Source organism: Bacillus sp. UMB0893 (assembly GCF_002858905.1).
Taxonomy (GTDB): Bacteria; Bacillota; Bacilli; order Bacillales; family Bacillaceae; genus Bacillus_P.
The window spans coordinates 109,960-133,042 of the sequence record NZ_PKLB01000002.1 but is presented as its reverse complement, the minus strand read 5'-3'; the positions used below and the strand labels follow the sequence as shown (position 1 = coordinate 133,042).

At 36.8% G+C, this 23,083-nt stretch carries 19 protein-coding genes and 1 pseudogene; 7 read left to right on the top strand and 13 right to left on the bottom strand.

All coding sequences use genetic code 11. The features are described 5' to 3' along the window. The first annotated feature begins 121 nt into the window (after nucleotides 1-121). The 3 genes from CYJ36_RS06275 to CYJ36_RS06265 are packed head-to-tail and all read left to right on the top strand — an operon-like array spanning nucleotide 122 to nucleotide 2,608. Entirely contained in the window at nucleotides 122-754 is a 633-nt protein-coding gene (locus CYJ36_RS06275; protein ID WP_101565948.1) for a GNAT family N-acetyltransferase, read from the top strand. A gap of 40 nt (nucleotides 755-794) precedes the next feature. Continuing rightward, nucleotides 795-1,439 (top strand): acetoin utilization AcuB family protein, encoded by a 645-nt coding sequence (locus CYJ36_RS06270; protein ID WP_101565946.1) that lies wholly within the window; start codon nucleotides 795-797, stop codon nucleotides 1,437-1,439. Beyond that, nucleotides 1,436-2,608 carry an acetoin utilization protein AcuC gene (locus tag CYJ36_RS06265; RefSeq protein WP_257962404.1) on the top strand — a complete coding sequence of 391 codons (1,173 nt, stop codon included), beginning with the start codon at nucleotides 1,436-1,438 and terminating at the stop codon, nucleotides 2,606-2,608. Before CYJ36_RS06270 ends, CYJ36_RS06265 begins: the two co-directional genes overlap by 4 nt. A gap of 123 nt (nucleotides 2,609-2,731) precedes the next feature. Here the strand turns inward: CYJ36_RS06265 and ccpA are convergent, their stop codons facing one another. Further along, complete coding sequence (gene ccpA / locus CYJ36_RS06260) at nucleotides 2,732-3,736, bottom strand: catabolite control protein A (protein WP_101565944.1); 1,005 nt, start codon at nucleotides 3,734-3,736, stop codon at nucleotides 2,732-2,734. Between the two features lie 500 nt (nucleotides 3,737-4,236). On the opposite strand from ccpA, the pseudogene CYJ36_RS24305 reads away from it, so the two are divergent. The 3 genes and pseudogenes from CYJ36_RS24305 to CYJ36_RS06250 form a co-directional block, all read left to right on the top strand. Next, nucleotides 4,237-5,229, top strand: a pseudogene (locus CYJ36_RS24305) (NAD-dependent epimerase); the annotation flags it as partial. Nucleotides 5,230-5,232: 3 nt separating this feature from the next. Further along, entirely contained in the window at nucleotides 5,233-6,510 is a 1,278-nt protein-coding gene (locus CYJ36_RS24300) for a nucleotide sugar dehydrogenase (RefSeq protein WP_257962421.1), read from the top strand. 110 nt (nucleotides 6,511-6,620) lie between these two features. Further along, complete coding sequence (locus CYJ36_RS06250; RefSeq protein WP_101565940.1) at nucleotides 6,621-8,465, top strand: polysaccharide biosynthesis protein; 1,845 nt, start codon at nucleotides 6,621-6,623, stop codon at nucleotides 8,463-8,465. 93 nt (nucleotides 8,466-8,558) lie between these two features. On the opposite strand, the gene CYJ36_RS06245 is transcribed toward CYJ36_RS06250, so the two are convergent. The 10 genes from CYJ36_RS06245 to CYJ36_RS06200 form a co-directional block, all read right to left on the bottom strand. Next, a complete protein-coding gene (locus CYJ36_RS06245) occupies nucleotides 8,559-9,575 on the bottom strand; it encodes a hypothetical protein (protein ID WP_101565938.1) in 1,017 nt (338 codons plus the stop codon). A gap of 103 nt (nucleotides 9,576-9,678) precedes the next feature. After that, nucleotides 9,679-10,785: a DegT/DnrJ/EryC1/StrS family aminotransferase gene (locus tag CYJ36_RS06240; protein ID WP_101566506.1), complete on the bottom strand. Its 1,107-nt coding sequence runs from the start codon at nucleotides 10,783-10,785 to the stop codon at nucleotides 9,679-9,681. 150 nt (nucleotides 10,786-10,935) lie between these two features. Further along, nucleotides 10,936-11,853: a glycosyltransferase gene (locus tag CYJ36_RS06235; RefSeq protein WP_180850106.1), complete on the bottom strand. Its 918-nt coding sequence runs from the start codon at nucleotides 11,851-11,853 to the stop codon at nucleotides 10,936-10,938. Between the two features lie 194 nt (nucleotides 11,854-12,047). Beyond that, nucleotides 12,048-12,704: an acetyltransferase gene (locus CYJ36_RS06230; RefSeq protein WP_101566503.1), complete on the bottom strand. Its 657-nt coding sequence runs from the start codon at nucleotides 12,702-12,704 to the stop codon at nucleotides 12,048-12,050. Nucleotides 12,705-12,773: 69 nt separating this feature from the next. Further along, a complete protein-coding gene (locus tag CYJ36_RS06225; protein ID WP_101565934.1) occupies nucleotides 12,774-13,910 on the bottom strand; it encodes a glycosyltransferase family 4 protein in 1,137 nt (378 codons plus the stop codon). Further along, entirely contained in the window at nucleotides 13,900-15,222 is a 1,323-nt protein-coding gene (locus tag CYJ36_RS06220) for a glycosyltransferase family 39 protein (RefSeq protein WP_142382681.1), read from the bottom strand. The genes CYJ36_RS06225 and CYJ36_RS06220 overlap by 11 nt, the downstream gene beginning before the upstream one ends. A 162-nt stretch (nucleotides 15,223-15,384) precedes the next feature. Further along, complete coding sequence (locus CYJ36_RS06215) at nucleotides 15,385-16,845, bottom strand: oligosaccharide flippase family protein (protein WP_101565931.1); 1,461 nt, start codon at nucleotides 16,843-16,845, stop codon at nucleotides 15,385-15,387. A gap of 64 nt (nucleotides 16,846-16,909) precedes the next feature. Further along, nucleotides 16,910-17,536: a YveK family protein gene (locus CYJ36_RS06210; protein ID WP_101565929.1), complete on the bottom strand. Its 627-nt coding sequence runs from the start codon at nucleotides 17,534-17,536 to the stop codon at nucleotides 16,910-16,912. A 111-nt stretch (nucleotides 17,537-17,647) separates the two neighbouring features. Further along, the gene (locus CYJ36_RS06205) at nucleotides 17,648-18,253 is read right to left on the bottom strand and encodes a sugar transferase (protein WP_308315270.1); all 606 of its coding nucleotides are present in this window, start codon (nucleotides 18,251-18,253) and stop codon (nucleotides 17,648-17,650) included. Nucleotides 18,254-18,555: 302 nt separating this feature from the next. After that, nucleotides 18,556-19,632: a bifunctional 3-deoxy-7-phosphoheptulonate synthase/chorismate mutase gene (locus tag CYJ36_RS06200; RefSeq protein ID WP_101565925.1), complete on the bottom strand. Its 1,077-nt coding sequence runs from the start codon at nucleotides 19,630-19,632 to the stop codon at nucleotides 18,556-18,558. Between the two features lie 311 nt (nucleotides 19,633-19,943). On the opposite strand from CYJ36_RS06200, the gene pilM reads away from it, so the two are divergent. Then, a complete protein-coding gene (pilM, locus tag CYJ36_RS06195) occupies nucleotides 19,944-22,070 on the top strand; it encodes a pilus assembly protein PilM (RefSeq protein WP_101565922.1) in 2,127 nt (708 codons plus the stop codon). 77 nt (nucleotides 22,071-22,147) lie between these two features. Here pilM and ytxJ read toward each other — a convergent pair whose 3' ends face one another. Together ytxJ and CYJ36_RS06185 are read right to left on the bottom strand one after the other, a co-directional pair. Beyond that, nucleotides 22,148-22,474 (bottom strand): bacillithiol system redox-active protein YtxJ, encoded by a 327-nt coding sequence (gene ytxJ, locus CYJ36_RS06190; protein WP_101565920.1) that lies wholly within the window; start codon nucleotides 22,472-22,474, stop codon nucleotides 22,148-22,150. Between the two features lie 99 nt (nucleotides 22,475-22,573). Beyond that, the gene (locus tag CYJ36_RS06185; protein WP_101565918.1) at nucleotides 22,574-23,077 is read right to left on the bottom strand and encodes a YtxH domain-containing protein; all 504 of its coding nucleotides are present in this window, start codon (nucleotides 23,075-23,077) and stop codon (nucleotides 22,574-22,576) included. Nucleotides 23,078-23,083: the final 6 nt, after the last annotated feature.

Here is a 23,083-nt window from a genome sequence, read left to right as displayed (position 1 = left end):
AACAGATTTTACCTTTTCTCAATTTTTAAAAAAATCACAGTTTTTTAATGTAAACGCTTCACTCGTTAAATTTTCTAGTATAATAGATATAAGTCTAGCATCAAAAGAAGGCGGTGAATGAATGGAACATCCTAAAACATATAATGCGAAAGAAATTAAAACTCCTCTAGAGACCCTGATAATTGAAGGACCGATTAAAGCGGAAAAGCTGGCCGGCCTTGATTTCCATCATGACCTTGTTGCCTTTAGGCAGCCTGCACAGCAGCATAAGGCTTTAATAGAAATAGCCGGATTGCCAGAAGGCAGAATTATCATTGCAAGAAATCGCCATACCATTGTCGGGTATGTTACATATTTGTATCCTGATCCACTTGAAAGATGGTCTGAAGGTAACATGAAAAACCTTATTGAGCTTGGTGCAATTGAAGTCATCCCTGAATATCGAGGGTACTCTGTCGGTAAAAACCTGCTTCGGGTTTCGATGATGGACGACGCGATGGAAGATTATATTACGATTACAACAGAGTATTATTGGCATTGGGACTTAAAGGGAACAGGCCTGAATGTATGGGAATACAGGAAAGTAATGGAGAAAATGATGAATGCCGGAGGATTGGAGTGGTTTGCGACAGATGAGCCGGAAATCAGCTCTCACCCTGCAAACTGCCTCATGGCTAAAATCGGAAAAAGAGTTGATCAAGAATCCATCCAGAAGTTTGATCAGCTCAGATTTAAGAACCGTTTTATGTACTGATCATCTTTTGTCCAAGCTTGATAACAAAGGGGTAATGGGAATGATAGTTGAACAAATCATGAAAAAAGATATTGTGAAACTCACGCCTGAAGCGACAATTGCAGAAGCGATTGAAACAATGGCAGAGCACCATATTCGTCATATACCAATTGTAGCCGGAAACGATCGGTTAGCCGGCATCGTCACAGATCGCGATATAAAGGATGCGAGTCCTTCTATTTTCCAGCCTGGCGACAACAAAGAGGAACTGAAAAAGCCATTAAAATCAATCATGAAAACGGATGTCATTACAGGCCACCCTCTTGATTTTGTAGAGGAGATTTCCTCTATCTTCTATGAACATAAAATCGGCTGCCTGCCTATCATTAAACATGGTAAACTAGTGGGCATCATTACTGAAACAGATCTTCTGCATACATTTGTTCAGCTGACCGGGGCAAATCAGCCAGGATCTCAAATTGAAGTGAAAGTGCCGAATGTCGCGGGAATGCTGTCAGAAGTGTCTGATGTCTTTCGAAAAAACAAGGTCAATATTGCAAGTATTCTCGTTTATCCTGACAGCGACGAAAGATTCAAAGTTCTCGTATTCCGAGTTCAAACAATGAACCCAATGTCACTCATAGCTGAGCTTGATAAAGAAGGCTATATGGTTTTATGGCCGAATATACCGGGGATCTCATCATGAAAGAGAACATTTTCATCTATTCTCCGCTTTTTCAGCAATACAAGTTCAGCCAAGATCATCCTTTTAATCAGCTGAGAGTTGAACTGACGTATGATTTGCTGAAAAAAATGAATGCACTTCAAGAGGAGGACCTTGTTGCTCCAAGAATTGCAACAGATGAAGAGCTGGCACTTGTCCACGACAAAAAGTACATAGAAGCTGTAAAAAAAGCAGGGGCAGGTCAGATAGATCAAAAAGAAGCTTTGAATTTCGGAATTGGCACCGAGGATACACCTATCTTCAAAAACATGCACGAAGCAAGCGCTCTGCTAGTTGGAGGCACCCTTACGGCAGTTGAACACGTCATGGAGGGTAAGGCTAAGAGAGCTTTAAATCTCGGCGGAGGTCTGCACCATGGCTTTCGGGGAAAAGCTTCAGGCTTTTGCATTTATAACGACAGCTCTGTGGCTATTAAATATATTCAGGAGAAATATCAAGCGAAGGTTTTATATATTGATACAGATGCACATCATGGGGATGGCGTTCAATGGACATTTTATGATGATCCTAATGTTTGTACACTATCCATACATGAAACTGGCCGCTATTTATTTCCTGGGACGGGCAATGTAACAGAACGCGGTGCAGGACAGGGCTATGGGTATTCATTTAACATTCCGCTGGATGCATTCACAGAGGATGAGTCATGGAACGACGCGTACCGTCAATCAATCAGAGAAATTGCGGATTTTTTCAAGCCTGACGTCATTATTACTCAAAATGGCGCAGATGCTCATTTCTATGATCCTTTGACACATTTTGCAACGACAACAGCTATTTTTAAAGAAATTCCTAAACTGGCTCAGGAAATCGCAGATACCTACTGCGGCGGTAAATGGATTGCGGTTGGCGGCGGAGGCTATGATATTTGGAGAGTCGTGCCTCGGGCATGGGCAATGATTTGGCTGCAAATGAAACAGCTTCCTGCGAACGGGGCGCTTCCAGAGGAATGGATAACGCAATGGCAAACAGAGGCACCTGTAACTCTGCCTTCTAAGTGGGAGGACTCCAAAGATCAATACAAAGCCATTCCGAGAAAACTTGAAATCGAAGAGAAAAATGCTCATACGGTTGCAAAAGCCCTTTACCCATTGCGGCAAGAGCAAGGCAAAAACAGAAAAACATTGTAATTCAAAATAATGCGCATGAATCATTTCCGATTTATGCGCATTATTTAGTGCCGATAAAGATTATGCAGCTAAATACCTAAAAAAGAAGCATCAGCTAAATTTAACCGATGCTTTTGCCAATTATTAAGACTTAGTTGATTGTCTAACTTCAATGCGATGCGGAAGCTCAACAATGTGATTTTCCACTTCCTCTTTATTCATGAGCTTTGTTAATAAGCGCATGGCAACAGCCCCAATGTCATATGTTGGCTGAACAACGGTTGTCAGCTGAGGGCGTACCATTGTTGCTAATTTAGTATTATCGAAACCGATGATTTCAATATCATTAGGAATGACGTAGCCATTATCTTGTGCTGCATGAACCACTCCGAGAGCCATCTCATCTGTGCCAGCAAAAATGGCCGTCGGTTTATTAGATAATTCACTGATTTTCTCAAAAGCTTCTAAACCAGAATCATATGTGTAGTCGCCTTCAGTAATCAAATCTTCATCAATGGAAAGACCTGCTTCTGTAAGTGCACGGCGGTACCCGCTCATTTTCTTTTCTTTATTAATCGGCTCTTCCATCGGTCCTGTTACATAGCCGATTCGCTTATGGCCTTTTTCTATCAGCATGGAAACGGCATCAAATGTTGCCTGTTCATAATTGATATTAACAGAAGGTGTAACTTCGTTTAAATCAATAGAAGCTGCAAGGACAATCGGTACAGGAGAGCGCTTAAATTCTTCTACATGCTCGTCAGTGATATTACCGCCCATAAAGACAATGCCGTCTACTTGTTTGCCGAGCATTGTGTTCAGAAGGTGCAATTCTTTGTCACGGTTTTGATCAGAGTTGCTTAAAATAATGTTGTATTTGTACATCGTTGCTATATCTTCGATTCCGCGTGCAAGCTCTGCATAGAATGTACTTGAAATGTCTGGGATAATAACGCCGACAGTTGTCGTCTTCTTGCTGGCAAGACCTCTCGCAACTGCATTCGGACGGTATCCGAGACGATCAATTGCTTCTGATACTTTCTTTCTTGTTGTTGGCTTCACATTCGGGTTGCCATTGACTACCCGGGAAACAGTAGCCATTGAAACGTTAGCTTCACGGGCTACATCGTAAATTGTAATATTATTCATTTTATTACACTCCTTCTAAATCCATATCTATATATAATTAGCATTTACAATTTTCAAAGTAAAATGTCACCAATTTGCAATTTATGTACATAATGATACGATACTATGAAAACGTAAGCAATCAATTTAGAACGTTTTTACATATGTTTTCATAAGTTGTTTCATTTTTGTTCATAACTGAGCAATCAATGTATGAACCATTGACTGTATTTAATCTTAAAGAAGAATGATTAAAAGTGCAAGGATAACCATAATTCTTTATCATCCCCAATCTCTTCATAACCTGGACCATATTTCTTTTCCTTTATACCACATTCTTAGGAACACCTTTTATAAACCACTACTAAAATTATATAATTCCCATGGATTTTCCAAAAAATAACCCGGTTCTCTATCATTTATTAGGTAACTCCCCAATTTTCATAGATTTATGAACCATACTGCAGTTCCTTCATATACAAGGAGTATTAAGACTTCTTTGAAGGGATCTGAGCTGTTTTATGTCTAAATCTAATAAGATTCTCATAACAGGATGCGCCGGTTTCATAGGCTATCATCTATCAAATCGATTATTGCTGGACGGCTATTCAATAGTTGGAATAGATAATTTAAACGATTATTACGATGCAGAACTCAAGCATTCGCGGCTGAATTTGTTAAAAGATCACGATAACTTTACTTTTATTTATGGATCATTGGAAGACAAAAACTTAATAGAAAGCACATTTTCAGAACATGGGCCCTCAAGCGTTGTCAATCTTGCGGCCCAGGCAGGTGTTCGTTACAGCATCGATAATCCCCATGCTTATATCCAATCTAATATTGTTGGATTTATGACTATTCTTGAAGCCTGCCGTCATCATAAAATCAGCCATCTCCTTTATGCTTCATCAAGCTCCGTTTATGGATCAAATGAAAAAATGCCTTTTTCCGTAAATGATTTTGTGGATACTCCCATTAGTTTGTATGCAGCCACTAAAAAAGCGAATGAACTAATGGCTCATACTTATAGTCATTTATATGGACTTAAAACAACAGGTTTGCGTTTCTTTACAGTATATGGTCCTTGGGGAAGACCTGACATGGCCTTGTTTAAATTCACTAACGCTATTTTGAACGGTGAGCCAATCAGTGTATTTAATAATGGAGAAATGAAACGTGACTTCACCTACATCGATGACATTGTTGAAGGCATTGTCCGATTAATTGAAAAAAAACCTGCTGCTTCTGATCATCCAGAACATATCCCTTACAAAGTATATAATATCGGAAACAATCAGCCGGTCGATCTTATGCACTTTATTTCAGTCCTAGAAGATAAATTAGGGCAGAAAGCGGAAAAAAACCTGCTTCCTCTTCAGCCGGGAGATGTTCCTGCAACTTATGCAGACGTAGATGATTTAATGCGTGACGTTGATTTTAAACCTGCAACAACAGTTGAAGAAGGAATTGGAAAATTTGTTGATTGGTATAAAAAATATTATGGATTAAATCCTTTGCCCAATAAAATTGGGGTTGTAGGACTTGGGTACGTCGGACTTCCGGCAGCGATTGCTTTTTCGGAAAAATTTCCTGTTATCGGATTCGATATTAGCTCTAAGAGAGTTAATTCCTTGAAGCAGCACGTAGATTATACAGGTGAAGTTTCTAAGAAAGTTTTGAATCGAGCTAACATTCTTTTTACTGAAGACCCTGTCATGCTTAAAGAGTGCGGCTTTATTATTGTTACAGTTCCTACCCCTATAGATCTATTTAAGAGACCAGATCTAAGCTGTTTAATTTCCGCCTCTGAAATCATCGGAAATCAGCTGCAAAAAGGAACCACAGTTATTTATGAATCTACGGTTTATCCCGGCGCAACTGAAGAAATCTGCATTCCAATTTTAGAAAAACAGTCAGGACTAAAGTCTGGAGAAGACTTTTTTGTCGGGTATTCTCCTGAGAGAATCAACCCCGGAGACAAAGAGCATACGTTTAAAAGCATCACGAAAGTAATTTCAGCCCAAAACAAGGAAGCCATGTATACCATTGCAAAGCTATACAGAACCGCAGTTGATAAAGTTTACATCGCTCCTTCCATTAAAGTGGCAGAGGCATCTAAAATCATTGAGAATATCCAGCGTGACATCAACATTGCATTAATGAATGAACTGGCCATGCTTTTCCATGAACTTGAAATTGATACATCCGAAGTCTTAAGAACAGCGAATACAAAATGGAATTTCCTTCAATTTACGCCTGGGCTTGTAGGCGGACACTGTATTGGAGTTGATCCTTATTACCTTACGTCTAAAGCTGAGAACATGGGTTACCATCCAGAGATGATTTTAACAGGGAGAAAAGTGAATGAAGGTTTGAGTCAATTTATTGTTTCTTCCCTCCTGAAGCTAATGACCCAAACCGGAATCAGCATCGAAGGTTCCCGAGTTACGATATTAGGATTTACTTTTAAAGAAAATATATCAGACATTCGAAATTCAAAGGTTTTCGATATGATCCAGCAGCTAAATCAATCTGGAGCTGAAGTTCAAGTGTCCGATGAGCTGGCAGATCCTGAAGAAGTATTGGAGGAGTATGATCTATCCCTTTATCCCTTGAACGATCTGCAGCCAGGAAACTCTGTAATTGTGGCTGTGCCGCATCAGCAGTATAAGGAAAGGGGCTGGGAAGGCGTTCAATCCTTATTGCTTAATGGAAAAGGAATTGTTCTTGATATTAAGAATGTACTAGATCACACATCTTGTCCTGAAGGTATTACGTTATGGAGATTGTAATTGTCTATTAATAATCTTACAAATATCTCTGTTTCAAATTTTTTGACATATAAGAATCCTTCAAATCATCACGATAATAGATTTTGAAGAGTTTTATTGGAGGTTTAGATGTGCGCAAGAAAAAAAGAAATATATTATTCATTTTAGTTGATACCTTTATCATTCTAGCTTCTGTGTTAGCTTCTTATTTTCTGATTTATGGTATAAATTCAGAATTAAATTCGTCCAATATTCTATATATATTCATACTTTTTTGGATGTCAATCATCGGTATATTCCATATATTCAAGTTTTATAACCTGATGTGGAAATATGCAAGTATACGAGAATTAGCCATAACAGCAGCAGGACTCTTGCAATCCCTTTTGCTAGTCCATGTGGTTCATTTTCTATTAAATATGTTCTTTCTTAAGCTGACAATCCCTCATTCAATATTGCTGATAACTTGGATAATAATAATTCTTGCTCTACTTGTCTCAAGAATTTCACTTAGAATATTAGAGGAGCGCAAACAGAATACTAAATTAGAAGATAAGAAAGTTTTAATTGTTGGAGCGGGGAGTGCAGGTGCATTAGTCGTTAAAGAATTAAAATCTGATTCTTCTTTAAACCCAATCGCCTTTTTAGATGATGACCCTGCTAAATTAAATCTCCAGCTAATGGGGCTTCCAGTAGTCGGAACCAGCAAAGATTTGATGTCAATTGTAAAAAAATATGCCATAGACATTGTTATAATCGCAATACCCTCAGCTCCCAGAACCCAAATTGCAGAAATAGTGACAGTATGCAAACAAAACAGCATACAACTAACGATTTTTCCTAAAATCAGCGATATTTTAAACGGCAAAATCACTTTAAATATGATAAAAGATGTTAAGGTAGAAGATTTACTAGGCAGACCACCTATTGAATTAAATTTAGATGGCATAGCAGAGTATGTAACTGACAAAGTCGTTTTAGTTACTGGTGCGGGCGGATCAATTGGATCTGAAATATGCCGTCAGGTTTCAAATTTCAATCCCAAAAAATTACTTTTATTAGGTCATGGAGAAAACAGCATCTACACAATCGAAAATGAAATTAAACGTCTTTTTCCAAAAATCACTTGCGAACCTATTATTGCGGATATTCAAGATCGAAAAAGAATGGAAAATGTCTTTTCATTTCATCACCCTAATGTGGTGTTTCATGCAGCAGCTCATAAGCATGTTCCTTTAATGGAATATAATCCAGCAGAAGCAATAAAAAATAATGTATTTGGTACATTAAATACAGCTGAATGCTCTCATCTATACGGCGCAGAACAATTTGTCTTAATTTCTACCGATAAGGCGGTTAATCAAACTAGTATAATGGGTGTAACGAAGCGCATTGCTGAAATGATTATTCAAAATTTAGATACACGAAGCAATACTAAATTTGCAGCTGTTCGATTTGGAAATGTCTTAGGAAGCAGAGGAAGTGTGATCCCTCTATTTAAACAACAGATTCAAGAGGGAGAACGGGTAACAGTTACCCACCCTGATATGACTCGTTACTTTATGACAATACCGGAGGCAGTAAAGCTTGTGATTCAAGCTGGCGCTTTCGCTAAAGGCGGCGAAATATTTATTCTTGATATGGGTACGCCTGTAAGAATTAGTGATCTGGCTAGAGATTTAATTACATTATCAGGGCTGATACCTGATAAAGATATAAAGATTGAGTACACAGGAATGCGTCCGGGGGAAAAATTGTACGAAGAATTACTTACTTCTGAGGAAGGAAATATGGCTTCAAAGCATCAGCTTATCTTTATTGCAAAACCTAGTTATATTTCTCAGACAGACTTGTCTTTGTCTCTTGATAAACTAAAACAAGTGATTCATTTGGAAGAGACTGATCAGAAGGAGAGTAACATTAAAACCTGTCTTAAACAAATTGTTCCAACCTATCAACATGATGCCAACGAATAACACTGCTTACTTCTAAATTTAAAATCATTCAAACTAAAAAAAATGATTTCTCAAAAATTCACATTTGAGAAATCATTTTTTTAGTTTCTCTAATTAACTCTGAAGAACTGTGTTTTTAATTCGTTCTATATTTTTTCGTTCCTTGTCTGAGTATTCACTTTCAAGTTTTAATCCCCCTATTCCATTAGCTATTCCTACAATCTGTTTTGGGTCTTTGATTCGATCTACTACAATGTCCCCTTCATTTCCAATAATACCGCCTGCAACTAACCTAATATTTCCTATCATTGACTCTCCTTGGATATTTTGATAAAAATCTCTTGTATAGCTGCTTAGATATAACACAGAATGAGGAAATGCCGTTCTTACATCTAATCTATAACAGGCAACTGAATTTCTGTTAGCTTCAATAATGAAATCTGAAGTGAAATTATTAATTCCTCCATCTAACGCTAGACTATGTTTTTTTAAATAATGGGAATAAAGAGGAGATATAACATTTGATGCTGATGTAAAGGCAATCAGAATATCGACTTCATTTATTAATTCATCGTAATTTTGTATCGCTGTAATATGATTTTTTGAGTATTTAGGGATTAAATAATTTAAGGCATTTACTATTTCTTTTGTTTTTTCTTTATTCCTTGAGTCCAAATATACTCTTGCTCTTCTCTCAGCTAATCTCAGTGAAAGTTTTGAACCCAAATTACCTGCACCGTATATTAGAACTTTTTTATCCTTCAAGTTGTCACGGAAGTAATTTCTCAAAAACATATCAGCTGCTTCTAAAGTTGTGTCATTTGGTTTATAAGATACTATTTTTGCTTTTTTTACAGTTTTATTAGCGATTTCCATAAGGTCAATCGTTTTTTTGGATTCTATATCCACTAAGATATATTGAACATTTCCATCTAATAATTTAAAACATTCCTCTGCATAAGTTGGATCTATAACTAAAAAGTTTATAGCTTCATATCCTAATGATTTTCGCCTAGGCAATACTGCAAATGGCTGGGATTCTCTGACGGTCGTGCCAACAGTCGCTACTCTAAAATTAAAGTTGCAAGTAAAACTGATCATTTCTTTTTGTATTTTTTCTTTGATGTCCATCTAATCACTCCTACTTACTAAACATGTTATTCATATAATGAAAAGATGTTTGCTAAAAGTAGACTTAGATTCTTATATGAAGGTAATTGGAAAGCAAATTCTTTTAATGTATTTCATTTTTTATCAGCTCGATAATTCTGCTCTGTTCATTTTCCGTTAAGTTTGAGCCTGACGGAAGACAAATGCCTTTATCAAATAACTCATCAGAGATGCTTCTTTCTTTCTCATGAGGATAATATTTATTCGTTTTATACAGCGGCTGTAGATGCATTGGTTTCCATAAACGCCGTGCCTCAATATTATGTGCCTCCAATGCATCTATAATATTTTCAACGGTTGTACCAGTAATATCCGGATCTATGGTCAATGCAGTCAGCCAATGGGTGGACCTGCCAAAATTAGCCTCTTTCATAAATGCGATCCCATCAATATTTGAAAGTTCGGAAAAATAATTCTGAAATATTTTTCTGCGGGAATTGATTCTGTCGTTTAAAACCATTAACTGCCCCCTGCCTATGCCAGCAAGTATGTTACTTAAACGGTAGTTATACCCGATTTCTTTATGCTGATAATGCTTCGTGTTTTCTTTTGCTTGTGTTGACCAAAAACGCGCTTTTTCCAGTGCCTCAAGATTATCTGAAACTAACATTCCGCCATTTGAGGTAGTTATAATTTTATTTCCATTAAAGGAATAGATTCCAAATTCTCCAATTGTTCCACTTGCTTTCCCTTTATAGGTGGCCCCCAATGATTCAGCGGCATCTTCAATAATTGGAACGTTAAACTGATTGCATATTTCTAAAAGAGGGTCCATATCAGCGCTTTGACCGTACAAATTAACGACTATTACAGCCTTTGGAAGTTTCCCGCTTTTCTCAGCTTCGCTAAGAGCATATTTTAAGGCATCCGGGCTAATATTCCAGCTATCTGGTTCAGAATCTATAAAGATAGGTTCAGCTCCTTGATATAAAATCGGATTTGCACTGGCAACAAATGTAAAAGTGGAACAAAAAACAGTATCCCCCACCCCAACTCCAAGATACCGCAAAGCTAAATGGAGAGCAGCGGTACCTGAACTCAATGCAACCGCCCCTTTTATACCTACATAATCAGCAAGTTCTTTTTCAAAAAGATTGATGTTTGGACCTACTGGCGCAATCCAGTTCTTTTCAAATGCTTCCTTTATAAAAGATTGTTCTTTCTCTCCCATATGAGGCGGTGAAAGATAGATGCGTTTTGATTGAATCTTCACTTGTTTCACATCTCTTCCTTTTTATAATATTTAAAAAATGGAGCTGATCCAAAAACCACATAGGTCTTAGTCCAGCTCCTTTTGTTTATATGCTGCATAATAAATAGTTCAATGAAGGATAGAATTTATTAATTTCTCTTCAAGTAATGACTGTTTAATAACATTTGACCATTTAAATTTCTCCATATTTATTATTTTTGGGGAAGTTCTTTCATCGTTATTAATCAAATTCTCTAAACCTTCCAGTTTTTCATCAACTTTAATTAAATCCAGATCGTTTTCTTTCATAAAGTTATTAATCCAGAAATAGTCTGTAGTAATGACTTTCAGTCCCATTGATAAATATTCCAGTAACTTAGTGGACGTTTGTATATTAAATGGATACTTATCCGGCATAAAATTAACTCCATAAACTGCTTGAGAGGCATATTTAGGCACATCTTCGTAGCTGAGTTTCCCAGTGAATATAATATTTTCACAATAAGAGTAATTTTTATAAATGTCATCTTTTACTTCTCCAATTAAAAGGAGACTTCGGTTTTTGCATTTATATTTGAAATAATCAAGTAATATGTGAATGCTTCTTTCTTTTGATATTGAACCAACATATACACAATCATACTTTTTATCGGAATTCTGAAAATTAAAAAAGATGTCATCTACACCCATATCACGATATACGTAATCTATATCATCTTTAAAATTCATGCCTTCTCTTATAAAAACGCTTAAAAATACTCTTAAATCAGGTTTGTGATTCATGCGGCTCTTTAATTCATTTTTAATCTTTGGAAACATTCCAGTTGAAAGAGAAGCGTATTCATGGATAACTTTAATATCGCTTTTTGGAAATACCTCAAAGCCCATAAACTTCCAAACAGCATCGAAATCGTTTGTATGAAAATCTTTCAGCTTGGAAGAATCATACATTTGAAAATCGCAATCTTTTCCATTGAAATATTTTATATACGCGTCGATTACAGGCAAGTATGACTTATTGGATCTTTCTAATAATATTTTTTTCATTATATTTCCCCTCACAGCCATACAGTATATTTAAAAAGCCAAGGTGCATGTTCCTAATCATCTATTCTTAATTGAAGAAATAATTAAAAAATCCCCATTAATAGCCTTAAACATGCTAGTTGCTGCTACAATTTACTCTATTCGTAATAAATTGAATATATGTGGAAAAAATTAACTTCTGCTACAATAGACAATTATAAATATTTTGCACCATGTGTTCTTGCCTTGACTATCTTTGCAGGTGTGCCATATGCAACTGCATTAGAACCAATATCATGAACAACCGTTGAACCAGCACCAATAACTGTATGACTTCCAATATTTAAAGAGTGAATCACTTTTGCTCCTAGGGATACAGCTGTGCAGGCCCCTACTGTTACATTTCCTCCAAGAGTCGAACCTGGTGCAATACTTGCAAAGCTTCCGATGCTGCAATCATGATCTACTGAAGCATGAGTATTGATAATACAGTGTTCTTTAATAGTGGTATTGCTATTAATGACAGTTCCCGCCATAACTACCGTACCATCGGCTATTTTCACGCTGCTTCCGATAACGGCTGAAGGATGTATGGCATGAACAAATTTAAAATCGGGCTGAATAGCCATAATCTTTTCAACAACTTTTTTTCGAACCCAGTTATCCCCGATTGCAACAATTCCCCCGTAAATTTCATTGCGAATTTTTAAAAGGATTGATTCATCACCTATTACTTCGTAGCCGCATGCAATTTGATGCGGAGGACGAAAGCTATCAATTAGCCCATAAATTTGATATTCATTTGATTTTTCAATAATATCAATAACAACTTTAGCGTGTCCGCCTGATCCAAAGATAAGAATTTTCTTCAAAAAAAAACACACGTCCTTCATATTGAATCTCTTTAGTTTGAAGCAGACAATACAAGTGTACATCTGCTCTTATGAATTCCTCAAAAGTTCCAGTTCCATATAAACCAGCTCCATTTGTTCTAAAACATGATGAATGGAATGCTGATGCTCAATTTTTCTCTTCCCTGACTCGCCGTACTGTTTACAAAGATTTTCACTGTTTAATAACTGCAAGCACTTCTCAGCAAGCAGGTGAGGATTTTTGATCGGTACTAAATAACCGTTTTCTTCATGGGTGATCAGATCTCTATTTCCTCTAATATTGGTTCCAATAACCGGAATATTCATAGCCATCATTTCCATGATCGAACGTGAGAGACCTTCTCTTATCGAAACCAATAATCCAATGTCAGTTATACTTAATATCCTTGGAATATCATCCCTAAAACCTAGACATTTGATATATGCATCCAATTTTCGGTCATAGATTTTCTTTTGAATATCCTTAAAATCTTCACCTTCTCCAACTAGCAAAATGATAAAATTTTCCGTTTTTTGTTTTATAATCTCACAAGCATCTAAAACATCTATTTGTCGTTTATTTTGATTAAATTCAGCAATATGGGTAATGATTTTTTTATTCAAGTCCAATTTCAGATCATGCTTTAAATCTTCTTTGTCTTTTTCTGAATAAATATCGATGTTATAAACACTTGTATCCACCCCAACTCCGCCTACATATTGAACTTTCTGTTTTGAAATTACTTTATTTGCGGCAGCGAGATCATCTTTATTCGTAACAATAAGCTTATTCGTTTTGAATCCAGCTATTTTTTCAGCAGCAAAAAATAAAAAGTTTGTGATTCTAGTGCCATTTTCGTTAAAATGAAAACCATGTGCAGTATAGATGATAGTATGTTGTTTTGAGGCAGCCATCCTGGTGACAAATGAGGAGATTGGAGTATGCAGATGGAGAATGTGATAATGTTTGATAATATTCTTAATTATCTTATACGAAACCACATTCCCTTTATCTGTTACAGCTCTGCTGAACGGTACATGATGGATGGTTACTCCTAATTTCTCTAAATTCTCAAGCTTATTTTCCTGAGTATTGGATGCTACCCCGACTTTATAGCCCTTTTCCAGAAAATAGAGGATGTGAGGAATTAAAAATGCCTCAACAGTCCTGCTAATTGTTGTTGCAAATAAAACACTATTTTTCATCAAGTGAACCTTTCCCGTCCTTTTTTTTAGCAAATTTATAAAAAACCAATGGCAGCAGCAATGCCAGGGCGGCTAAACGATAGCGATAAATCGAGCCGATATTTGGCAAACTGAACGAAACAGCGATAAATACGGAAAACGCGTAAATCATAATAACTTTTCCAGCATTTTGGGCTATGATAATTTGACGATTTTTCCAGATAAAATAATACAAAATATACCACACGATCATTTCAAGACCAGAGACCCTGTATAATCCCTGCCCAACAGACAGCCATTGCCATGGAAAAGGAGCAAAAATAGAGAATGGGAGCTGAACAAGCCACCTTATTTCAGGAGGGAACATGGTTACAAGTGCTATTCCTGATCCTCCATCTAGAGCAATTTCATTTATGCGCTCCGTTTCTTCTTGAGAGGTGGAGTTCGTCAAAGCATCAAATGCATTTTCTCCGGCTAATGTCATGCTAAAGAGGGCGATGCCTACAACCAAGAAAACCGAATTTCTAAGAAAATTGGTGTTTCCTTTAAATAGCTGAAAGCAAATCATGATTAAGATTGGAAGTGCGATGGCCAATAAAAACTGCGAACGCAACGAACTAACAAGTAATATTCCGCATATACCAAGTGATAGATCTGTTAATCTCATTTTCTTTTCCGTAATGCCCAATATTAAAAATCCGGACAAGACCATTCCCAGCGTAACAAATGCATCTTTTAATAGAGAGACTGACCAAAAAATCGCACTTGGAAATAAGCTCCACAGTATTGAGGCAGTTATTGCATATTTCTTTCCTCCAACTCTATTGCCTAACTCATAAACTAATGGAACAATCAGAACGGAAGCACCTAAATTGATAAGTTGAGGTATGTTCATATCTGGACCAAAAAGATCATAAAAAAATGCTACGAAATAGGTATATTCAAGATTTCCTTCGAGTGCATTTATCCATGAGTGAGATCTTATGGCCTCTAATGCATCTCCGTGATAGGCATAAGCATCAACATCCCCAGGAAAAAATCCTTCCAGCCCTGTTTGAAACGAATATATTTTTAAGACAATCAAAATCACTATCCTGATCGAAAGAGCAAGTAAAATGATTTTAATAACATAGCTGGGATGTTTGAATAATACGGACAGAAATACGGCTAAGAAAAAGGTTAAGAGCACGACAATCAAATATATATTCACATGAAAATTATTTAAAGAAATGAATAATCCTAATGGAACAGCAGCACAAATCATCAGGATAAACCAATTTATCTTTTGAAATAGATGGTGTTGAAACAGCATGTAATCACCTAACTTTCCCACTTTGTATTCTCAAAATATTCTTTAAGATTTGAGAAATACTTCCAACATTTAATATTTCTTTCTATAAAAAAGCAACTCTTTAATTCTTTTACCCCATCTAACATGGAGATTTTAAAGAAAGGACTCTATACTGACATTACTTTTTCTCCAAATGAGCTCATGTCATTTCAGAGTCCTTTTTTTTATTCTTAATCTAATAATCTCGGCAATTTTTTTTCGATATGCGATAAGGATGGGAATACGGTTCGAAGAAAGAAAAATAAACAGCAAATAGGATCCGATAAAGAAAAAGAAATTGATCATAAAATGGAACTTAAGAAAATGGGTAACAAGTACTAATACAACCATAACGATAAAAGGATTTATTGCTAAAGCAGCATGTTTGAGAAAGTCTATAAAGCGATCTCCCATATCTTTAAAACAAAACCACATCATAATAATCGGATAAACGAAATATGTTAGTGCTGTTCCTATTGCAACTCCCTCAATATTGAAACCCAATTTCACAAAAGAAATATTCAATATGCAATTTAGGACGACAGAAAAAAGCAGAATTTTAAAATACGTCCATTGTTTATTAACAACTGTAAGATAATGTCCATATAAGGTAACCCAGATTAAAGAAAACATTCCGATTATCATGAATCTAGCTGCATCTATACCAGCAGTATACTGAGGCAAAACATTGTATATAAAAGCTGGAAAAATGAAATACAAAGTTCCCAGGATAATAGGACTTAAATAGGAAAGCAGAATGGACGGGTTAACAACAATATTTTTTAATGCTTTCTTCTTACCAATTGCTCCATATTTATAACTGATCTTAGGATACATGACTTGATGAAAAACGCCTGGCAAGACCATGATTCCCTGATATACAAAAGCGGTGATGCCATAATGCCCAACTGCAGCAGAACCAAAGAAATAGAAAATGATGAGCCTATCTAAAGTGATAAGGATATTCAGCAAAATACCAATTAATGTGATAGGTATTCCGTACAAAAACATTTCCCTTAAAATCTTCCAGTCCCAAACGATCTTCAGTTTAATTTTCAGTTTTGAATGACCGAAAAAAACAGCAATAGTATTACCAACTAATACACCAATAAGCAAACCATATATTCCAAACATTAATGAAAAAATACCCATCAGCACATATTGTAAAGATCCAATGATTAATTGAATAATTGCAACAGTATTGAATTGCTGTATAGTTAAAAATATTGTGTTGTAATACAGGGCCAAATTCTGAAGAGGTATTAATAAAATCGTAATAATACTTAATACTGTTTCGAAAGTTGACAATGGCAATATCAATACAATTACGATTGCTGCAAGAGCCAAACCTGAAGAAGCAATCATCCAAGTGAATACGACATTTCGTACCTTATTGGCCCTTCTATAATTTCTTTGACCTAACATGATTGGGAAATCACGGTTAAAGCAATCTAAAATTCCAAGATGTATTCGATACCCATATGTCAAAATCAATGAAAAGATAAGCCAAATTCCATATTCTTCAGGACCTAGAATATTCCTTATCCAAATCCCGGTAACAAATGAGACTAATGCAGCCAATGCTGTGACAGAAAAAAGTATATAGGTATCTTTAATGAGTCGCATATATTGATGACTCCTTACCGTGCCAATATAAATCAATTTTTATAGAATGGCGGTCATGGATTAATCATTTACTAACGTTCGGACGCTTTGCTATACTGTGCATAAACAGTGCTATCCATATAGAAACCATAAATGATATAACAAATGTTATCCCCATAATTAAAAGAGGTTTAGGGCTAACAGGATCTGGATTGACCGTTGCTTTATTCATAATTTTCACATTATTTGTTTTATAGTTCATAAGGTCCTGTACTCGTTCTTCAAAGGATTCAGCAATCGCATTTCCAATTAGCAAGGCTTCTTCACGCTCAGGATACTCTACAAGCAATTCAAACATTTGTGACTCTTCTTTATGATTAACACTTATGTTTTTTTCTTTAATCGTGATGTTGTGCCCTTCTTCAGATAAAGCTGATTGAGCTGATTTTAAAATTAATGGACTTTGAACAATATCCTGATAGGTAGTGACCAGCTTTAATGAGTCATCTATACTGCTGGTAAGGACTGAATTTTTAGGATCTTGATAACTGCTGATCAAAAAATTCACTTTGGCCTGATACACTGGTTTGATCAAATTGAATGAAACGTATGCACTAGTCAAAACAGCTATTGACGTAATAAGAATTATAATCCAAAATCGCTTCCAAATAATTTGAAAGAAACTCCCAAAATCAAGTGTTTCCTCTTTCATTTCCTTCTTCCTCTCTTTGTTGCGTTAGTATTTATTCAATTTCTGTTCTAGATTATGCTGTCATACAAACTTCCGTGCTTATCTGCAGGTCCAAGAATGGCTGAATCGCTATTAATCTTCCGATCTGTTAATATGATTACCTCTAAATACTTCTGCTGTTGCCTGTCCTTCCTGGTTTATATCTCTTCCCTGAAAGACTTTCAATATCGTTATTAAGACTATTTTTATATCAAGAAAGAATGAGCGATGATCGACATACCATTCATCCAACTCGAATTTTTTCTCCCAGCTTATCGCATTTCTGCCATTAATCTGAGACCATCCTGTCATGCCAGGTTTTACTTCATGACGGCGGAACTGTGCCTGACTATACAAATCCAGATATTCCATTAATAGAGGCCTGGGTCCAACAAAACTCATATCGCCTTTAAGAACATTAAATAGCTGAGGCAGTTCATCTAAACTGTATCGTCTTAAAAATGTCCCAAATGAGGTCAGCCTTAAGTCATCTGAACATGTCTTTGTATTTGACTTTAGATTTGTCATCGTTCGAAACTTGTAAATAGTAAATGCTTTACCATGCAACCCTGGACGCAGCTGTTTAAAAAGAATTGGAGATCCCAGTTTAATTCTCGTCATCAGTGCGACGGCTACTATGAGTGGCGAAAGCATTACTATAAGGAATAAAGAAAGGGAAAAGTCAAATAACCGCTTTATTATGATCACCTCCCAGAAACTCATTAAATGTTCTAAAGACAATAGACAGCAGGATGAAATTTCTTTAATAACTTATTCTATGGATATTAAACGGGAAGTTGTCTTATATAGAACAGGCTCTTGCGGAATAGGGGAAGTTAATTCACATTGGATAAAGCGACATCAATATTCTCTGAACATAAATAGAACCGTTCTATAGGAATATATTGAATATTAAACAATAGAAAAATCGCCATCAAGAACCTATTACTTCAGGTTTTCGATGACGATCTTATAGAAAGTGGATTATTAAAATTTAAAAGTTACGCCTTCACACGAGTCAATGGTCTAATCTCATTCATGAACTCACCAAACTGATCGAAGTCCATTTGCTGAGCCGAATCAGATAATGCTACTGCCGGATCTGGATGAACCTCAGCCATAACACCGTCTGCACCAATCGCAAGCGCTGCTTTAGCACAAGGGATAAGCAGATCTCTGCGTCCAGTTGAATGAGTAACATCAACCATTACCGGCAAATGTGTTTCTTGTTTTAGAATCGGTACAGCTGAAATATCAAGCGTATTTCGAGTAGCTGTTTCGTATGTCCGAATTCCGCGTTCACATAGAATAATTTGATCATTGCCTTGTGAAATAATATATTCTGCTGCATTTACGAACTCATCAAGTGTAGCAGCAAGGCCGCGTTTTAATAGAACAGGCTTTTTAACTGCACCTGCAGCTTTAAGCAATTCAAAGTTCTGCATGTTGCGTGCTCCGATTTGAATGACATCAATGTACTGAATCGCCGTTTCAATATCTGCAGGATTCACAATTTCACTGATAACAGCCATATCAAATTCATCTGCCACACGTTTTAAGATTTTCAAGCCTTCAAGACCAAGACCTTGGAAATCATATGGGCTCGTGCGGGGCTTGAATGCTCCTCCTCGCAATAAGCGGATGCCCTGTTTTTTAGCCTCTTTTGCAACAGCAGCTACTTGCTCGTAGCTTTCAACTGCACAAGGACCAACAATCAATACTTGGCTGCCGTCGCCAATTTTGACGCCTTTTACATCAACAATTGTATCTTCTGGCTTCTTCTTGCGGGAAACAAGCAGAGCTTTACGATGATCATCTTCCTGCAGCTCTAAGCTTGCTTTAAAGATTTCTTTAAAAATATGCTGCAATGTGGAATCCTCAAATGGTCCATCATTGTTCTCTTTGATTTTGTTTAACATTCTTCGCTCACGGACGGGATCATAGCGATTAACGCCCTGCGCTTCCTTGGCTTTACCTATATCCTGTACTAACTTTCCTCGCTCATTAATCAGCTCTAAAATCTGCAGATTAATCTCTTCTGCTCTCTCTCGCAATGCTTCTAACTCGGCGTTACTCATCTCACTCATCCTTTCGCGTTTTTTAAATTGAAGAAAATCTTATGAAAAGCCGTTTCCCGGCTTGTACATGCATCCCTTCAAAACATGTGCTTATTAAGCATGCTTCATGCTTGCATCAGCTTTCTTTAAAAAAGAAAATATGATACATTTTCTTTAGTAATTAGTGATAATTATATACAAAATACTTCTTGTTGTCACCTATTTTTCTTTAACATTTAAACGCTTTTAAGTGATAAAGTGTTTTCGCGCGCTCATCAAGCCATTTATTCGCTTATTTTCAGATTGCTAGACAAACTAAAGAGGTGCTTGTTTTGGAAAAAGATACATATACATTTGCATTGGATATTGGCACAAGGTCTGTCGTCGGTTTGTTATTAGCCGAAAAAGACGGCGCATATGAAGTGATTGACACTGTTATTCAGGAACATGGAGAGCGATCGATGCTCGATGGCCAGATCCATGATGTCATTTCAGTTTCTAAGGTCATTGCTTCTGTTAAAGAGAAGCTTGAAGAAAAATATGGACCTTTGCGTAAGGTTTGTGTTGCAGCAGCAGGCAGAGCCCTTAAAACGGAACGTGCTGAAGCTCAGATTGAAATTGAAGGCAAGCCAATTATTCAGACAGAAACGATTTTTCATCTTGAGTTAATGGGGGTTCAGCAAGCTCAAAAACAGCTGGCTCTCAGAGAAGAATCTGAGCAATCGCATGAATATGATTGTGTTGGCTATTCTGTCATTCATTATAAACTTGATCACCAGGAGATTGGCAGTTTAGTAGATCAGCAAGGCAAATTGGCATCCGTTGAGATCATCGCGACCTTTTTGCCTAAAGTTGTCGTAGAGTCCCTTCTTGCAGCCCTAAATAGAGCAAACCTGGAAATGCAGGCTTTGACACTTGAGCCAATCGCTGCAATAAACGTCTTAATACCGGCATCCATGAGACGATTAAATGTCGCTTTGGTCGATATTGGGGCTGGAACATCTGATATCGCAATTACAAATCAAGGAACTGTTACAGCATATGGAATGGTACCGATTGCTGGTGATGAAATAACAGAAGCCTTTTCTGATCAGTTTTTATTGGATTTTCCTGAAGCCGAGCAGGCAAAAAGAGAATTGACTGAATCTGATCGAATTCATATAAAAGATATTTTAGGGTTCGAAAATGAAGTCCCGAAAGAAGAAGCCATTCAGCAAATAGAATACGCCATAGACCGGCTTGCCGGTTCGATTAAGGATGAAATACATTTATTGAACAATCAAACTTCCCCTAAAGCAGTGATGCTGGTAGGAGGAGGAAGCTTAACACCTAAGCTTCCAGAAGTACTGGCTGAAAAACTCGGATTGCCAGTCAACCGGGTAGCGATAAGAGGTATTGATGCCATCACACAGCTTCGGTTTGCAGAACATCTGAAAACAGGACCAGAGCTTGTTACTCCAATCGGCATTGCAATTTCTTCAAAGGAAAATCCAATTCAATACTTTAGTGTAAAAGTTAACGGACGGTCAATCCGGCTCCTTCATATGAAAAAACTGACCGTTTCCGACAGTCTGCTTTCTTCCGGCATTCAATTGAACAAATACTATGGAAAGCCGGGAATGTCCTATATCGTAAAATTAAATGAACAAGCTGTTACCATTCCCGGAACCTATGGGGAGGCACCTGTCTTATTAAAAAATGGCCAGGTATGTTCTGTAGATGATGAAATCAAAAATGGGGATGAAATCACGATTGAAAAAGGGAAAGACGGCACATCGCTCCGTGTAGCCATCTCTGATTTAATTGATATCCTTCCAATAAAGCATGTCAACATAAACGGTGAAAGGGTTCAGGTAGAAGCAAGGATTACATTGAATGGAAAGCCAGCTGACATTCATCAGCTGATTACCGATCGAGATTCAATTACCTACTCTTTCCCTGAACAGATAAAAGACATTCTGCCTGATAAAGGGCCGTATACCCCTTTTCATATTATAATAGATGAAAAATCCATACACCTTGATGCTTTTTCAGGAAAAGTGATGGTGAACCAGATTCCCGCTGCTCTTTCTTCTGGATTCGAGGAATGGGATCAGATAACGGCTGTTAAAACAGACATTCCATCACTTGGCGAAGTATTAAACGAGCTCGGTATCGCTGCATATGAAGCTTTGACAGTGCTGTATAATAATGAGCCATTAATCATTAAAAAGAAGATGGCTGAAGTCCGCAGAAACGAAAAGCTTCTAGAATTGGACGATGAAATCAAAAACGGAGACCGTTTAACCATTGTTAAACAGCCTGTCAGCTCTTTTATTTTTCAGGATGTTTTTACTGCTGTCGACATACAAATACCAGCAGAGGGCAGCAAAAAGTTCCTTCTCCTTAAAAATGAAGAAGAAACAGCTTTTCATGAAGCATTGCTGCCTGGAGACAGAATAAGCATAAAATGGTATTAAGAAAAGCGGAAACATACAGGTAAAATAAAATGAATTAAAAAAGGACAGTGGGTTAATGAAACCCTGCTGTCCATTTTTCATAATACATTTTTCGTTAATGACTCGACCGTAATCTTCCAGTGCGAATCGTTCCATGCTACTTGTTTGCCTTTAAAAAGAAGTGCTTGCGGAGATTCATGCTTAACTCCGTATGTTTCAGCTATATAATTCGAAAGCGGTCTTGCCTCCTGAACATTTAAGTAATAGGCTGCAACAGAATCGTGCTCTTTCGTAAAAGCATCGAATTCTTCAAATGCAGCCTGAGCGATCGGACATGTTAAGCTATTTTTAAAAAATAGAAAAGCAACTTGGCTTTCAGCAATTTCCTGAAATTCTTCAATTGTATCAATCTTTGTATTTGGCATCGTCTTACCTTCACTCCTACTATCTTGATTCTTAAATTGTACATGAAACATCATTAAAATAAAAACAATCGGCAAAGTGAACCACTTTGCCGAAAGGTTTTACTGTTTATTTTCAGATAATGCTTCTTTAGCATCTTCAATTTCTTTATTTACTTGTTTTTTCAGCTCTTCCGCATGCTCTGTAGAAGTTGATGACTGAGCTGACAAATTTTGATTCAGCTGTGGATCATCACTTGCCGCTTCAGGTGCCAAATTCAACTGCACATTTTCAGGGTTATTCTCAGATTGCCCTGAATCCTGAACTTTGGAAGTACTTTTCAAATCACGTACTTTGTTCATGATTTGAGAAGATTGATCTGAAACAACCTGTGATAAATTTGCTGATTTTTCTTTTGCTATAGCTGCAAATTCATTGCTTTTTTCTAGCGCGTCGTTTGTGATTTTACCTGTTTTTTCTTTCACGATAATCGCTTGTTCACCAATGTTATCACGGAGTTCTTTACCTGATTTTGGTGCAAGGAACAACGCTGTTGTTGCACCTACAATGCCTCCTACCAGCGTACCGATTAAAAAATCTTTACTGTTGATTCCATCTTTACTCATGATAAA